Genomic DNA, 16706 nt, shown 5'->3' with positions numbered 1-16706 from the left:
TGCGGGACAGGCCTTGCTCCGCTGTCCGCGTTCGCTGAAGCTATAGCGTTTCACCTGCGGCAAGCCTATGGCGACCGAAGGGAAGCGAAAGCTATGCGAAGGCGATGCTTTGATCTCGAACATTCTGAACTAAACACTTCACTTCATAGACGGACTAAATAGCGGAAGAGCTGATGCAGGCATGCTTGTAAATCAAAACAGGTTTTGTTTTTCGATTATGCAAAGATGAACGGTTGCATACATCTAATTCGGGAAACGCACTGTTATTTTTCTTTTTTGCGTAAATTTTTTGTTTTTTTCTCAATTTCAGGGTTAATAAGGCCCTTGGAACGCATTGCAGCCAATGCCATTTTTATATCGCCATAACCAAAATCATTGCTCAATACTTCTTTTATAGCACCGGAGCTATAGCTACCAACATGTTCGGCTGCTTTTTTCACAAGCTCAAAGTTTTCCTGGCTCATAAAATCCGTAATGTTTAGTATGCCTTCTCCAATATATTGGCTCAGATGGCCCTGGATGGTGTTTGGCACAAGTGAGCGCTTTTCTGCTATTTCTTCTATTGTATGGGCTTCGCGATAAAGTTCGAACGATATTTCAGCGGTTGGTTTCTTTCTAACGGGTTTGAATGATTTTTCCATCTCGCGGCGCTGCTCAGGCTGATACTGATAATCAGATATTTCAGGTGTTGTATTGTCCACATAAGCTTTGGCCAGTACTTCTGTCTTGTGCATTTTTTCTATTTGGTTCCAAACATCCTGCTCGAGTGATTTTAACTCTTTCAGGTATTTTTTCATGCCACTTTGTTCATTGGCTTGCTTTGCCTGGGTGGCAATTTTTTCGGCCAGGGGCCGGAATTTATCTTCAAAATATTGCCGTGCGGCTTTGATCCGTTCATACAGGTATTCTGTTTGTTGTGAATTTTCCTGATCGTCGAGTTTGCTTATTTGTTTGATGAATTTTTCACCTGTACGCGTGTGTTGCGGAATGGCATTGGCCATTTCTTTTGCCCATTGAAAATACTTTTGCTTTTTAGAATGCGTGGCCGATTTATTATAGCTTGCTGCATGTTCGTTAAAGCTGTATTCCAAATGTTTAAAATTAAAATTATTGGCTGTGGCCTGCTTGAGGTACACCCATGCTTCTGATTTAAACCCTGCTTCCAGGTTATTTGCTGTTTGTTTTTCTTCAGCAAAAGTTTTTAAGGCAGATTCTGTTTCGGGTGGCTTTTCAGGAATAGGCGCATTCAGCGTGAGGCCATAAAGGGAAGTAAGTCTCGAAAGCGCCACATAAATTTGTCCCGGGGCAAAGGCTCTTGATACATCAATGATGGCTTGCTCAAATGTAAGCCCCTGACTTTTGTGGACCGTTACTGCCCAGGCCAGCTTGAGTGGGAAATGATTAAATGTACCTTTTACCGTGGTTTCAATTTCGTTCACTTCTTTGTTCAGTTTGTAACGCTTGTTTTCCCATGTATACCTTTGAACCACAAAGGGGTCTGTGCCATCTTCAAAACTTACAACAGGGCCGTCATCATCAAAAGCTGTAACCGTTCCTATTTTACCATTAAAGTAACGTTGTTCGCCCGAGTAGTCGTTTTTAATGAACATTACTCTGGCCCCCTTTTTTAATTTAAGCTCCGGGTCAATCGGGTAGAGGTGGGGCTTAAATTCTTTATCGATTATAGCTTCAAAAGTGTGTGTGTTTTCGTCGATTTTATCGAGTTCCTGCTGGTTTATTTCATCTGCAAGTTTGTTATGCGTTGTAATGAAAATTGCTTTATTGGACTGTTTGGTTGATGCTTCCGGATTATAATGTTGGTTGAGCGTTTTAATATCCTGTTGCGTGATTTTATTGTGACGTAAATTATTCAGAAGTTTGATAAACTCCGGGTCCTCCTGTCTGAACACCTTTTCGAGTTCTATATAAATGGGTTTATTGTCTTTGATGGCTTTGGCCTCAAAAAAATAGAGCGTTTCGTAGTACTGACCAACGGTATTTAATTCTTCTCGTTTTACAATCGGTGGCAGTTGGAGCAAATCCCCAATAAACAAGATCTGCACACCTCCGAAACTGTAATTGTGGTTGCGTCTGACAGACCGTAGCAGCACATCAATGGCATCCAGCACATCGGCGCGCAGCATACTTACTTCGTCAATTATAAGCAGCTCTAAGCTTTGCAGGAGTTGTCTTTTAGCCTTATTGAGTTTTATTGATTTGAGTAGTGTTTTAGGCGTATTTAATTCAGCACTGGTATTTCTGGGAATCGAAAAACTATTGTCGGGCACAAAGCTTCCAAAGGGGAGTTGAAACAGTGAGTGCAGGGTAACACCTCCTGCATTAATAGCTGCAATGCCTGTTGGTGCTGCTATCACAGAGTTCTTGTGCGTTTGGTGTATAATATTCCGTAAAAAGGTGGTTTTGCCTGTGCCGGCTTTTCCGGTGAGAAAAATGTGTCTGTTCGTACTGTTTACATATTTGGCAGCATAAGCAGCCGGGGTATTTTGTTCCATGTTGCTTTTTTTGAATTGAGCTGCAATTTAATGTTTATCATTTTGAATCACAAAGGCATTTTGTTTCGTGTTCATGAAATGTTGTCAGTTAAGAAAGATAATCAAAGACGAATACCGATTTTGGAGGGTTTGGGATTTTTTAACTTCTGGTGGATTTTTTCTGCAATCTCGGTTAAATTTCATGGAGCTGTGGCTGAATTATGTGGGGCTTTTATTAAGCGCTTCGCCAAAAATTTGATACTTTTGTGTGACTAAAAAACAAAGCTATGACACGAGAAGAATTTCAAAAATTAGTTCAAGAGGGAATTCCTTCAGAATTACCCCAAAAAAAAGCATACGATCCGAATATTAACCATGCGCCCAAAAGAAAAGAGATACTCAGCGCCAAGGAGAAAAAACTGGCTTTGCGTAATGCACTCCGTTATTTTCCAAAGGAGCAACATGCTATGCTGGCTCCCGAATTTGCAGAGGAACTCAAATTTAACGGACGAATTTATATGTACCGTTTAAGGCCTGACTACGAGATGAAGGCAAGACCTTTAGATTGGTATCCGGGCAAATCGAAACAGGCAAGAGCCATTATGGTTATGATTCAAAATAATTTGGATCCGGCTGTGGCACAGCATCCGCACGAGTTAATCACCTATGGTGGAAATGGTGCGGTTTTTCAAAACTGGGCCCAGTATCGCCTGACCATGAAATATCTTTCTGAAATGACAGACGACCAAACCCTGGTGATGTATTCGGGCCATCCAATGGGGCTGTTTCCTTCGCATAAAGATGCTCCCCGGGTGGTAGTAACCAATGGAATGATGATTCCGAACTACTCCAAACCCGACGATTGGGAACGTTATAATGCGCTTGGCGTTACGCAATACGGGCAGATGACCGCCGGTTCCTATATGTACATTGGACCGCAGGGAATTGTACACGGTACCACCATTACCGTACTCAATGCTACTCGTATGATTGCCCATAAAGGCGATGCTTCAAAACCACGCCTCTTTGTAACATCCGGATTAGGGGGAATGAGTGGTGCACAGCCAAAAGCCGGGAATATTGCAGGTGTTGTGAGCATTTGTGCAGAGGTAAATCCTGATGCTGCCTACAAACGCCAAAAGCAAGGCTGGGTTGATGAAGTGATCGAAGATGTTGACCGTACCATTGATACCGCCCTGGATTATAAAAATAAAAAACAGCCACATTCTATTGCTTACCTGGGCAATATAGTCGATTTATGGGAGCGTATGGTAGCGCGGGATATTTATGTAGATCTTGGATCAGACCAAACTTCGCTTCATAACCCATGGGCCGGAGGTTATTATCCTGCCGGCCTGTCGTTCAGCGAAGCCAATGAGATGATGGCCAGCAAACCGGAACAGTTTAAGGAAAAAGTAATAGACTCTCTCCGTCGTCAAGTAGCTGCCATTAATCAGCTCACGGCAAAAGGTATGTATTTCTTCGATTATGGAAATGCTTTTTTGCTGGAGTCGAGTCGCGCCGGTGCCGACATTATGGATGAAAACAATGAAAATTTCCGTTATCCGTCATATGTTCAGGATATTATGGGACCTATGTGTTTTGACTATGGTTTTGGACCTTTCAGATGGGTTTGTACTTCAGGTAAACCCGAGGACCTTGAAGTAACTGACCGCATAGCTTCTGAAGTGTTGGAAGAGATTCGTCAAAACTCACCAAAAGAAATTCAGCAACAAATGGCCGATAATATCCAGTGGATAAAAGGCGCACAAGAGAATAAACTGGTGGTGGGTTCACAAGCCCGAATTTTGTATGCCGACTCCGAAGGGCGTATGAAAATTGCAGCAGCATTTAATAAGGCTATTAATGACGGTAAAATAGGTCCGGTAGTATTGGGACGTGACCACCACGATGTGTCCGGAACAGACTCCCCTTTCCGTGAAACATCCAATATTTACGATGGTTCGCAATTCACTGCTGATATGGCTATTCAAAATGTTATTGGTGATGGTTTTCGCGGCGCTACATGGGTATCTATCCATAACGGCGGCGGTGTTGGTTGGGGAGAGGTCATAAACGGAGGATTTGGCATGTTGCTCGATGGCACCGACGAAGCCAATCGCAGATTGAAAATGATGCTGCATTGGGATGTGAATAATGGTATTGCCCGTAGAAGCTGGGCCCGTAACCATGGTGCTGTTTTTGCTATAAAAAGAGCCATGGAACACGAACCACGATTAAAAGTTACAGTCCCCAATGAGGCTTCAGACGATGTAATAGCCAAGTTGTTTTAGTGTAGATTCTGTTTAAAAGCAAAAGCAGTAGGTATGATCCCAACCATGAAGGTATCTAAGGCTGTTCCATTGGGTCGATACCGGTACACAGCTCCCCGTTGCACATTGTCAATAGCATCAGCAACGTAGATGTCCCCGTTATCGGGATCAATCCCCAATGCTGTGAAACCACGATCGTAGGCACCCTGATAGGGGCTTTCAATGATAAGCTCCGGATTGCTGTTTTCATAAATTGATTGACGATAAACATGGCCGTTTATAAAATAGAGTGTATCACCGGTATTGTTTATTGTAAGATCAGCAGGAGAGGTGGATAAACTGAACCGTTGCATCGAAATTATTTCCCGCAATTGTGGATCGATCTGAAGCAGTGCGGGCTCTTCATGTCCAAATGGGTTTCCTGCAAAACCACCGTCGGTCAATACCCAGATGTTTTCATTTTTATCCATTACCATACTTCTGGGCTGTATGGGCACCGATAGAGAGTCTACCCACTGGTCTGTTTCTGTATCGATTATCAAAATTTTATCATCGTAACTCCAGCAATTGACAAACAAATACTGTCCGTATTGAATCATTTGTTCGGTTGCATGTTGTGCAAAATCAGAATGGTGATTATCAACATCGATTTGTCCGGTAACCTCGTATGAGATAGGATTTACAATGTTTATAGATTTGCTGTAAAGGTCGGTTACATAAGCTTTCGACTCATTAATAAACTTCATGTAACGCGGTGAGGTGAGCCCTGTAATTTTGCCAGCAAATTTAAAGGTATTTGTGCTGATAACGTATATTTTACCACTGTTATTGAGTACGATGTAGGCGAGCGTATCTTTGAGGGTAATAGATTGGGCTACATCGCCTAATGGAGCTCCGTTGGCTTCTGCAAAAACATCGTTATAAACTTTCATGGAATCGGGCTGGTAAAAAGATACCGAAGCATTGTCATACATGAAATTACCTTCGTTCAATATCAGTATACCTGCTGACGTTTCATTAAAATTATTGAGATTGTACCAATCGTCGTCATCCATGCAAGATTGGAACAATATGCTGATAATTAATATTATGTAGATAAGGTAATGCCTCATTGGGTTGCAAATTTAGTTATTTTAGTCTGTATATTCCCCGGCGGTTCGTCATTTTTTATTTATCGATTATCTATCCATAAGTTTTATTACGACTTTAGTCAAAAAATGTATTTGATTATCTTGCTTTTTGAACCGTTTTGTGAAAAATGCGTATAAATTCATAACTTCACATAAAATTTAGTCTGATGAGAATTATAATTGTCTTAGTCACGTTATCTCTTTTTCTTTTCGGATGCGAAAAAGATAGAGATGAATATAAATCTATAATAGGCGAATGGTTGGTTGAGGATACAGGAGACCTGACTAATTATCGTCGTTATGAAGTGGGAATACAACGTTCGCCTAGGGATACATCATTGTTTGAAATTACAAATTTCTACAGAACAGGAATTAGTACCGAGTTAACCGTTTTGGTTGATGGTTTTAATATCGAAATCAATACGCAGCAGGTTGGAAATTATATGATTGAGGGCTCCGGAACGGTTGAGTCTGATTATAAGCAAATAAACCTTGAGTATGAAGTGAATGGCGGTGATGTAGGCTATGAAACCGTCATCAGTGTAATGACCCGGAATTAGATGTTAATCCTGAAAACGTAAAATGAAGTCCTCCACTTCGTTTAATCCAAAGTTACGCACAAAACGCTTCATTTCCTTTTCACCATCAAACAACAGAAGGGCAGGGGCACTGAACAACAAATATTTCCCTTTTTCTGTAGGGTTTGCAGCCAAATCAACGGTTTCGAAGGGTATGTTGTATTGGTCAGCCAGTTTTTTAGCTCTGGGCTCCAGTGCATGGCAGGTGCTGCAATGGGGTGTGATGAAATATTTTATCTTCATAATTTTAAATTGCTTCTATTAAAACGGAGGCATAGGCTTCGATGCCTTCTTCTTTCCCTACAAACCCAAGTTTTTCTGTAGTTGTAGCCTTTACTGAAATTTTTTCTATCGGTTCTCCAAGAGCTTTGGAAATATAAGAACACATTTGATCTATAAAAGGTTTAATTTTAGGTTGCTGAAGTGCAATGGTAGCATCTAAGTTACCAAGCTGATATCCTTTTTGCTTAACCAGTTCGTAGCTTTTGGCCAATAATTTTAAGCTATCAGCATCTTTGTACGTTTCATCATTGTCGGGAAAGTGCGTACCAATGTCTTTTAAGGCAGCAGCACCCAAAAGTGCATCACTTATGGCATGTAATAATACATCACCATCGGAGTGGGCTACTGTGCCTTTAGAATGATTGATTTTCACACCACCCAGTATCAGACTTTCACCCTCAGCGAGTTTATGCACATCGTACCCAAAGCCTGTTCTAATTTGCATGGTTTTATTTGAAATTCTTTTTACTCATTCGGCGCAGCCATTGCATCGAAGTTAAAGAGCAATGAGAACCTAATGGTGTTTTTCAAAGGGTTGTTGGCAGTTGTTGGAATTAAATAAGCCACATCAATACCAAAAACATTGAGTCTGAGGCCGGCACCCATGGTAAAATATTTACGGTTACCTTTTTCACGTGGTTCATAGAAGTACCCGGCGCGAAATGCCAGTTTCTTGTCGTACCAGTATTCAATACCAATTGAAGTGTTGATCTCTTTCATTTCCTCTTCGAATGTGGACATGCCACTAACACCGGGTGCATCATAAAATGATTCAACTATTGCGGTGGCAACAGCTAAATCTGTTCTATCTTCGGCGGTAATAAAATTACCAGTAGTGTCTCTTTGATAGGTAGTAGTAGGTGCGAGAAGTTTATTGAAATCTAATGCAATACCCAGACTGTTGTAATCGTCGAGCTGGAACATGAATGCACCACCCAGCCGCATGTTCATGGGTAGAAAGTTTTTTGTGTTTTCTGAATAATCCATTTTTGTACCAATATTGGAGAAATTCAGCCCATAGTTCATTTTGGCTTCTTTACCTGATACGTCTATATCCCTGGTGTAAAATAAGCCAAGGTCAAAGGCAAAAGCATTTCCCGGATGGGTATTTTCATCGGTCGATCCTGTAAGATTGGAGTGAATATACCGGGCACTCATTGCCATGGAGAATTCTTCTCCCAGTCGTCTGCTATAAGTTCCGGAAAGTGCAAATTCGTTGGGGTTAAAGGTTTTTATTGCAGTACCCTGGTTGTCTGTAAACTGAATATCTCCGAGGGAAAAATAGCGTAATCCGGCAGCAATAACCTGGTTTTCATCCAGCCTATAGTGTCCGGTGAGATGGGCAAGGTTAATGTCATCTACCAAAAACCGCAACCATGGCGTATATGATAAAGACATGCCAAAATCGTTTTCAATAAAACTTAATTTTGCGGGGTTCCAGTATATGGATGCTTCATCAGGGGTGGTTGCTACTCCGGCATCGCCCATACCTGCTGATCTTGAGTCGGGGGCTATCATTAGGAATGGCACTGCCGTACGTATAGGATTATATTCTTTTTCTGAAAGTAACTCGTTATAGTCGACCTGAGCTGATACCTTAGCAACAGTAAGTAAAATAATTATACCAACAAAAAATAAATCTCTCAAAACTTTCATCATCGTTCTTTTTTTTAAAATAAGGGTACAAAATTAAGTATTTTTTTCAATTATCGTAATATTACGAGCTTTTCAAATTTTTCTCCGCTTTTCCCGTCTGGGGTTGTTAATCGTACTTTGTAAATGTATACCCCACGCCCGATACGGTCTCCAAAATCATCTCTCCCATCCCAAACGATGGGGTTATTCATATATTGTGTACCCGCAACAGAAGTTTCCAGTGTTTTGATGAGTTTACCGGAAATTGTAAATATTTGAATGCGCACATCTATCATTTCATTGGCCTGATTGTGTTCAAACAGAAAACGGGTTTTGGTTGTAAACGGGTTGGGATAGTTCAGAACGTGTTCCAAAACTACCTCTGCAGAATTGGCAACATAAAATTCTACGTACGATTTCGAAGAATTATTTAGAATATCCCATGCTTTAACTTCAATAGTGTTCAATCCTTCGTCCAGGTCAATGAGCTGGTATTCTACTTTGCCCGATTGATAACTATTCAGGTCGTTTTCATAAAAATCGTTTAAATTAATCCTGTTGGTGATGTCATCGTTCAGGGTGGCAGTTAGATCGTGCCCAATTACATTGCCGGTGGTATTTACGCCATATTCATCACGTAAATGTGCAATTAACAGTGGTGATTCATTCGTTGTGCCGCCGTTTACGAATGTTGTATCGTTGAGGAACACATTAATCTGCGGTCCCTGGCTGTCGTCAACTATGAGTGAATCGGACCCTCCCACTATAAAATTATCAAAATGGCCGTAAGCATCGATTTGGCTGTTTTCGGCATAATATGAGATTTTACCCGGCCCAAATTCATAATTGATATCTATGGGTACAATAAATTCAAAGCTGAACTCCCCGTTTTGGACTGATGCTTTTCCTTTGTATATAATATTGGAGTATTCGTAATAGTTAAAAGATCCTGAGGAATTGTTATCATTATTAAGGGTTTGTTTCTTTTTAAGTTTATCAAAAATAACGGGATATACCGTTCCGTTAAAGTTCATCTTAGCCTGCCCCGATGAGTCTGCAATGTGACCATGAATTCTGATTTTTTTCAATGCTTTAAGTGTGTCGGTGATAACGGTATCTGGTTCATTGAAGGCTTCTATTCCGTTAATACTATCAGTGATTACTCTTTTGGGCGGCACGTCGAGTCTGACTGCCGGATCGCCAAAAAGTGTAAAGTTGCGGAGGTTAACACCACCGGTTAGATTTTTGGTTATGGCTATTACTTCCCCAAGGGTTTTATAACGGCCATCCTGGTTGGGTTTAAAAATATTATTGTAAAAGTTTCTACTCAGTGATTGATTGGCATTGCCATAAACGACACGCGTAGTAGAAAACAGCGTAATGGCACCGCCATCTTCTTTTAATAAAATGGCTTCCCCCAACGATTGACGGTTTTTATTGTCGTAGCGACTTACCTCGCATGAGCCTGTCATAAAGAACGGCAATTTGTCGTTTGTCCAGTTTTTTACGGTGTTTTTATTCAGTATCCCTTCATGGGCCAGCCGGCTTTCACTTCCATGTCCGGTATAGTTGAAGATCAGTGCACCCCGGTGAATGTTTCCAGTGATCGCTTTGGTTACTTCAGGATACCGCTCTCCAGCAGGTGTGGATTCCTGTGGATATGCATCCATTAAAATCATTTTAGGATTCATCCATTTGTACTTATTTCTTACAATTGTTGCCAATTCATAAGCATCTTGCTGCAAATAATAGTCATTGTTATCTGCGTCATCTCCTATAAAAACCAAATTATTTTTCCAGGGGCCGAGGTTGGGATTTTCTACGTAGTTAATGGTTTTATCAACCATGATCTGGGCCTGACGTGTTGTGCTTACAGGAAAGCGGCCCACGCCCATATCCAGTGTTCCATTCAATTTAAGATTTCCTTCATCGCCACCTTCACCACTGTCGAGCATAACAAAAAAATCATCGCAGGCAACTGATAAATAGCCGTATACACGATTTGTTTGAAATGTAGGTATGTAGTTGGTATTGTTTGTTTGTGAAATGTTGTCGTAGGACCCGTCACCAAAAAGCAACAAATGTTTTGGCATTTCATCTTCATTTGAAGCTCGATCGTAAAACATTTTCAGGTAGTTCCTTATAGCCGACACATCCTGGTTTCCACTTGAGAACTCATTGTAAATTTTTTGTGGCTCAATTATACGAACCCTTAAGTTTTCTCGATCTCTATGAAATTGGGCGAGTTCTTCGGCCTGGTTTCTGAAATCGGGATGAACCAATATGAAAAGGTCATGAAAATTTTCGCCATGTAAATTTTGGTTTTCAATGGTGCCAGCATCAGTTGGAGAGAGCGCATTTTGTTCTTCAAAAGCAATGAATAAATTCTGATCATCAGCAGGGAACTTAAAGCGGGTAATGTTCCCATTTTTTTCTGACGCTATGTTCACTGGTACGCCTGTGTTACTTATATGCCAAATCTTGCCATTTTCGGGGAAATTACTTAGTTCATAACGAATAAGTTCAGTTTTGCCAATATCCTTTAAGTTTTGCATGATGAGTGAATTGCCCTCGTAAATCATTGCCCGCTCTGCGCTTACAGCAATTTCACCTACGTAGCCATTTGCTGTAACATTGGAGGAGGTGTATTGAAGGTTTATAGTAAATTCATCAGCATTGGTGTTTGCAGTTGTTTCCGAGTAAGTGGCCCTTGCCTTGTCGTAGCTTCCACTTTGCGATACAGATACCTGATGAAACATATTCTCATTGAGGTACATTCTGAAATAAGAAGTAATTCCGGAGCAGATGGCTCCCACATGAGTTTTTATAGTAAGTGGTGTGCTTGTGACAATATTTGGAAAATTGAAGTTGAAGGATTCATCTTCACCTGGTTGCAGCGGTTCGCCAAAAAATATGCGGCCCGTATAATTTAAGTTGGTAGATCGATGATTGTAATACTGGATGTCAGTAAAAGTATTTCTTGTAATTGTATGGTTATTGGCATTATGGTTTTGGGTGTTTACTCTGGCGCCCGGTCCGAGTGATGTGGTAAGAAAATAGTGGCCTTCTGTAGTATAATCGTGTTCTTTAATACGGATTTTATTTGTTGCCGTATCTGCGTGGCGGTTTAATATCCCATGTCCATAAAAAAGAATGTAATCGCCATTATTGAATATGCCATCATTTCCTTTTTCCATCCATATTGGGACCTGAGGCAAATCATTGGGATCATCAGAATCTACTCTGAAAGACAATTGTTTGCCCCCAAATCCATAAATACGTATGTCACCCGCGTTACTAAAACCCCAGTTGGATAGTTGATTATAGGTAATTTTGTATATCCCGTTTTCTACAACTTTTATTTTTCGCCATTCGCCTGTGCTAAGTACAGAGTTGTTTGCGTAGTTCCTTATTTGCTCGTTAAGGGGTTGACGATTCGATTTTTTAAAGTTAACAGCAATTTTCGCTTCCTTGAGCAGCGTATATTGACCATTTCTATTCATTGCCGCATTGACCCATAAATGTAGTTTTCTGCGTTTTTTTGTTGTGACAATTTTATAGCTATAGTCAATATTATTCGGTATTTCGCTTTTTTTAAGGTTGTTATGATTAGAATGCGTTGCAAATGAAATATTGGAAATTTTAATATTAACGTCCGAAGTATAATCAGGCATATTTATTACTGTAAAATAGAATGGAAGATGCTCTATGCTATCAAAATAATAACAGTCTGTAAAATAGGGTCTGGTAAGTTTATCGTCATCTATCCAATTGATATTTACATCAATCACCTTTTGGTTCTGTGCATTAAGACCGGCCGCAAGGGCTAAAAAGAAAAACAATAGCAATTTGCTGATGTGTGGTCTTTTTAAAATATTGTTGTACATAGGATTGATCTTCTGATATATATACTTGATTTTCATTATTTGGTAAGTCTAATTATGTTCTAATTTAACTTTGAAGCATCGAAAATAATTGCATTTATTTAAAAAAAACAGTTTCTGCATAAAAAAACTATATTCCTTTGCTATGGCTGATATCGATCAATATTCGGATTCCTTTAAATAAAAAAGTTTTAATACTTAGTTAAGACAACTTAGTAATATTAAAGTTGAATTGATAAATTTGCTTGAAAAAGAAAACGCTGCAAATAATAAATTATTGCTACATCACGTATGCAAATTGCATTGCTGTTAGTTTTAATAAAGAAATTACTGTGGGGAAAAGGTCATTAGCAGAAACATGTTTGATAGTTATTGTTATGATGTCGTTTGGTTTTAAGTCAAATGCACAGGATGTTTCATTCTCACAATTCTATAAAAACCCGATTTATTTAAACCCCTCACTAACAGCCCTCCAGGAATGTGGGCGAACCTACATTAATTATCGTAATAGCTCAATCGGTCCGCTGGATCAAACTTTTTATGCTATTGCATTTGATATCCCTCTTATTGAGACTAATTCCGGGCTGGGAGGAATGTTTCAATGGCATGAAGATGGGTTGAAACGGGTAGGTACATTTGGATTCCAGTTTTCGAGGAAAGTACGTATAACACAAAACTTTTTTATTACGATGGGACTGGAAGCAGGAGGCATATATCGCACATGGAATAAATCTGATATACGTTTGCCTTCAAGTATAAATAGCGGAACAGCAAACAGTGGTGTCGCGCCTCCTTCCACTTTAATATATGATTTAGCAGCCGGAGCAGGCGTGGGGTACAAGAAAAAACATTTCGCGGGGTTGGCAGTCCGGCATATAACAGAAAGTCAGGCCCAAGCTATTAATATTAATTCATCTGTCTTTCGCAAGTATATTTTACATTACGCAGCAAGGATTCAGTACCGGTTGCCAGGGGCCCGTTATGGATTTTTTTCGCCACAAATGATTTTTGAGGCACAAAATGGTAACAATCATCTGACATCTGGCGTATATGCAATCTACGATAAGATTGGAGCCGGTTTGTGGATAAGAAACCATTTTCCATTAAAAACAAGTTTTTTAATACTAATGGCCACAATAAAACGTAACAATATAGAGTTTTCTTACAGTTACGATTTTCCGCTCAACGGCGCCGGAATAGTTTCCGGAGGCCACGAGGTAGCAGTAATTTATTATTTATCAACCTTCAAAAAGAAGGATGATAGATTAAATCATAAGAATTGTTTAAGTTTTTAATAAAATATTAAGAAATCTGTTCATTTTATATATATTTGTAACATGAACCTAAATCGGAAAACTATGAAAATTCGTGCGTTCAATTTATTGTTAATTGCAGCTTTATTTGCACTCGCATCGTGCAGTAAGGAAACTTCCAGTGTAACGGGATGGGAGTATAACAATCCCGATAACGGTGGTTTCCAATTTTATGGAGATTATTATGAACAGGAAACAGGTCCTGGTCTTGTGTTGATTGAAGGAGGTACATACGTCATGGGGCGGACAGATCAGGATGTAATGCATGAATGGGATAACTTCCCACGTCAGGTAACCGTTTCTTCATTTTATATGGATGAGACTGAGGTAACCAATGTAGCTTACCGTGAGTTTTTATACTGGCTCAAACGTGTATTCGTTAGTTATCCTGACGTACACAAAAACGCTTTACCAGATACATTGGTTTGGCGCAGACCCTTGGCCTACAATGAACCATATGTCGAATACTATTTCCGCCATCCTGCTTATCAATCATATCCTGTAGTAGGTGTAAACTGGTTACAGGCCAATGATTTTTGTGAATGGCGTACAGATCGTGTAAACGAACAGATTTTGATTAATTATGGTGTGTTATTGCAGGATCCCAATCAGCAGGATGAAGCAAATTTCAATACAGAAGCATATCTTGCCGGTCAGTATGAAGGTGCTGTTGATGAGCCCCTTCCAGATTTAGATCCCAATAAAGACACCCGTAAAGTACGCATGGAAGATGGCATATTCTTGCCAAAATATCGCTTGCCAACTGAGGCGGAGTGGGAATATGCAGCTCTTGCCCTGATAGGAGAAACTAATGGCGAGAGGGTATACGAACGCCGAATTTACCCCTGGGGTGGAGACCGTCTTCGTAAAGAAGAAAGAGGCGAGCGTGGTGAATTTCGCGCTAATGCCGTTCGCGGTGCCGGAGATATGATGGGTGTAGCAGGAGCTTTAAATGACCGTGCAGATGTTACAAATAGCGTATATTCTTACTGGCCTAATGATTTTGGACTTTATAATATGGCAGGGAATGTTAATGAGTGGGTTTTGGATGTTTATCGTCCTATGAGCTTCGTTGACTTTAACGAGTTTCGCCCATTCAGGGGTAATGTATTTAAAACCCAGGTACGTGATGCAGAAGGTAAAATTGCAAGAAAAGACAGTTTGGGACGCATTCAGTATCGTCCTGTAACAGACGAAGAAGCATATGGCAGAAGAAATTATCGTCAGGCCGACAATATCAACTACATGGATGGCGATCTTGCTTCAAGTATCTACTACAAAGATGAAGAGGCTGCACGCGGAGAAGGTTCTCAGCGTATGTATTATACAGGAAAAGACCTTCAAGACCCAAATGCTGCATCGCTTATCAACGACCACACACGTGTGTATAAAGGTGGTGGCTGGAGAGACCGCATTTATTGGTTAAGCCCCGGTACCCGGCGTTATCTTCAGGAAGATGATGCAAGAGATGATTTAGGTTTCCGTTGCGCTATGACAAGACTTGGAGAACCTGCTGCTTATTAATATGGAACGCATTTAAATATATTAAAAGACCGCTTTAATGGCGGTCTTTTTTTGTTGAGAAGTTATCAGTAGGTTGTGCGTGTTTTCAAAACAAAATATGTAGATTTGATTAATTATTTTTAACTTTACTACATGAACATCCCGGAATTGTACAAAATATTTCAGCAAAACCCGAAAATTTGTACCGATAGTCGTAAAGCTGAACCAAATAGTATATTTTTTGCATTAAAAGGAGAAAATTTTGATGGTAACCAATTTGCCACTGATGCGCTTAAAAAATGTAGCTATGCAGTTGTTGATGATCCTGAAGTTGCGACATCAGACCGGTATATTTTAGTTCAAAATGCGTTAACCACATTACAGAATCTTGCGAAAGCGCACCGGGAGAAATTTTCAATGCCTGTTATTGCTGTAACCGGAACCAATGGAAAAACTACTACAAAAGAACTCATATCTAAAGTACTGGGTCAGGCCTATAAAGTATTTAGTACAAAGGGTAATTTTAATAACCATATAGGCGTACCCCTCTCTGTTCTTGAGCTTACATCAGAATATGATATTGCTGTAATCGAAATGGGTGCCAATAAACCCGGCGATATTCGTGAATTATGCGAAATTGCACAACCTACCCATGGTATTATTACAAACGTTGGAAAAGCTCACCTGGAAGGATTCGGAACCTTTGAGAAAATTATGGAAACTAAAGGTGAGCTTTACGACTATCTATATGTAAATGACGGAACCGCTTTTGTTAACTACGACAACGAGTTTTTGGAAGATATGAATCCTCCTCGTAAAACCATACATTACGGTATTAGCAGGTTTACTCATTGTCAGGGAAAATTAATCGCTGATTCACCCTTTGTTAGCTTCAGGTGGATTTCAACCGGTGAAATGGTTTTTGACGAAACAGAACTTGACTGGTCCGATAAAAACAGATATGTTGAAATGAACCTCGTGGGTAGTTATAATTTCGAAAATGGTTTAGCAGCAACTTGTGTTGGGAACTTTTTCGATGTAGCAGATAAGAAAATTAAAAACGCTTTAGAATCTTATAAGCCGGATAATTATCGTTCACAGTATTTAAAAACTGATCATAATGTACTTATTGTGGATGCTTATAATGCGAACCCAACATCTATGAAATTGGCCATAGAAGATTTTGTGAAATTTGATGCTAAATCAAAAATTCTGGTACTCGGCGACATGCTTGAACTTGGTAAGGTAAGTAGTAGGGAGCACGATGTTTTAATACATTTCATCGATGATTTAAACACGTTTGAAGATGTTTATTACGTGGGTGATGAGTTTTATAATTTACAGAATGATACTACAAAGAACTGGTTTAAAGATTTGAAAGACCTGACGGCTGAATTGAAAAAAAATAAACTTCGCAATAAGACCATCCTTTTAAAAGGCTCCAGAGGCATGCAGATGGAGCGTCTTATCCCGGAATTGTAATATTTTGTAACCCCCAAACAACAAACCCTGCTTCTCGCAGGGTTTTGTGTTTACAAAAAAACCATTATTCATACTGGCAGTGGGGGCATGGCATGGGCTTGCGTTTCGATTTCAGATTAGTATTGAAATTAAAA

At 39.9% G+C, this 16706-nt stretch carries 11 protein-coding genes; 5 read left to right on the top strand and 6 right to left on the bottom strand.

The window, feature by feature from the left end; translation table 11 throughout:
- Window positions 1–263 precede the first annotated feature (263 nt).
- Window positions 264–2513: a helix-turn-helix domain-containing protein gene (locus ACTB0Y_RS06235; RefSeq protein ID WP_463205949.1), complete on the bottom strand. Its 2250-nt coding sequence runs from the start codon at window positions 2511–2513 to the stop codon at window positions 264–266.
- A gap of 266 nt (window positions 2514–2779) precedes the next feature.
- Here ACTB0Y_RS06235 and ACTB0Y_RS06230 point away from each other — a divergent pair, with 266 nt between their 5' ends.
- Window positions 2780–4786: a urocanate hydratase gene (locus ACTB0Y_RS06230; protein ID WP_463205948.1), complete on the top strand. Its 2007-nt coding sequence runs from the start codon at window positions 2780–2782 to the stop codon at window positions 4784–4786.
- On the opposite strand, the gene ACTB0Y_RS06225 is transcribed toward ACTB0Y_RS06230, so the two are convergent.
- Window positions 4783–5877, bottom strand: a complete 1095-nt coding sequence (locus ACTB0Y_RS06225) for a DUF5074 domain-containing protein (protein ID WP_463205947.1) — start codon at window positions 5875–5877, stop codon at window positions 4783–4785. The genes ACTB0Y_RS06230 and ACTB0Y_RS06225 overlap by 4 nt on opposite strands.
- Window positions 5878–6062: 185 nt before the next feature.
- On the opposite strand from ACTB0Y_RS06225, the gene ACTB0Y_RS06220 reads away from it, so the two are divergent.
- Window positions 6063–6455, top strand: coding sequence for a hypothetical protein (locus tag ACTB0Y_RS06220; RefSeq protein ID WP_463205946.1), 393 nt, complete (start codon window positions 6063–6065; stop codon window positions 6453–6455).
- 3 nt (window positions 6456–6458) lie between these two features.
- Here the strand turns inward: ACTB0Y_RS06220 and ACTB0Y_RS06215 are convergent, their stop codons facing one another.
- From ACTB0Y_RS06215 to porU, 4 genes are read right to left on the bottom strand one after another with little or no spacing between them, the layout of a single operon-like run.
- Complete coding sequence (locus ACTB0Y_RS06215; protein ID WP_463205945.1) at window positions 6459–6716, bottom strand: thioredoxin family protein; 258 nt, start codon at window positions 6714–6716, stop codon at window positions 6459–6461.
- A 4-nt stretch (window positions 6717–6720) separates the two neighbouring features.
- A complete protein-coding gene (gene ispF / locus ACTB0Y_RS06210; protein ID WP_463205944.1) occupies window positions 6721–7200 on the bottom strand; it encodes a 2-C-methyl-D-erythritol 2,4-cyclodiphosphate synthase in 480 nt (159 codons plus the stop codon).
- Between the two features lie 20 nt (window positions 7201–7220).
- Window positions 7221–8414 carry a type IX secretion system outer membrane channel protein PorV gene (gene porV / locus ACTB0Y_RS06205; RefSeq protein ID WP_463205943.1) on the bottom strand — a complete coding sequence of 398 codons (1194 nt, stop codon included), beginning with the start codon at window positions 8412–8414 and terminating at the stop codon, window positions 7221–7223.
- Window positions 8415–8461: 47 nt separating this feature from the next.
- Window positions 8462–12313: a type IX secretion system sortase PorU gene (gene porU / locus ACTB0Y_RS06200; RefSeq protein ID WP_463205942.1), complete on the bottom strand. Its 3852-nt coding sequence runs from the start codon at window positions 12311–12313 to the stop codon at window positions 8462–8464.
- 293 nt (window positions 12314–12606) lie between these two features.
- Here porU and ACTB0Y_RS06195 point away from each other — a divergent pair, with 293 nt between their 5' ends.
- The 3 genes from ACTB0Y_RS06195 to ACTB0Y_RS06185 all read left to right on the top strand — a co-directional run bounded on the left by ACTB0Y_RS06195 (window position 12607) and on the right by ACTB0Y_RS06185 (window position 16572).
- On the top strand, window positions 12607–13569 hold the full coding sequence (locus ACTB0Y_RS06195; RefSeq protein WP_463205941.1) for a PorP/SprF family type IX secretion system membrane protein: 963 nt from the start codon (window positions 12607–12609) through the stop codon (window positions 13567–13569).
- Between the two features lie 63 nt (window positions 13570–13632).
- Window positions 13633–15111: an SUMF1/EgtB/PvdO family nonheme iron enzyme gene (locus tag ACTB0Y_RS06190; protein WP_463205940.1), complete on the top strand. Its 1479-nt coding sequence runs from the start codon at window positions 13633–13635 to the stop codon at window positions 15109–15111.
- A 132-nt stretch (window positions 15112–15243) separates the two neighbouring features.
- On the top strand, window positions 15244–16572 hold the full coding sequence (locus tag ACTB0Y_RS06185) for a UDP-N-acetylmuramoyl-tripeptide--D-alanyl-D-alanine ligase (RefSeq protein ID WP_463205939.1): 1329 nt from the start codon (window positions 15244–15246) through the stop codon (window positions 16570–16572).
- Window positions 16573–16706: the final 134 nt, after the last annotated feature.

It is taken from the genome of Salinivirga sp. (assembly GCF_055145285.1).
Note: the sequence above shows the minus strand (reverse complement) of the source record. Positions and strands in the feature narration are given on the sequence as shown.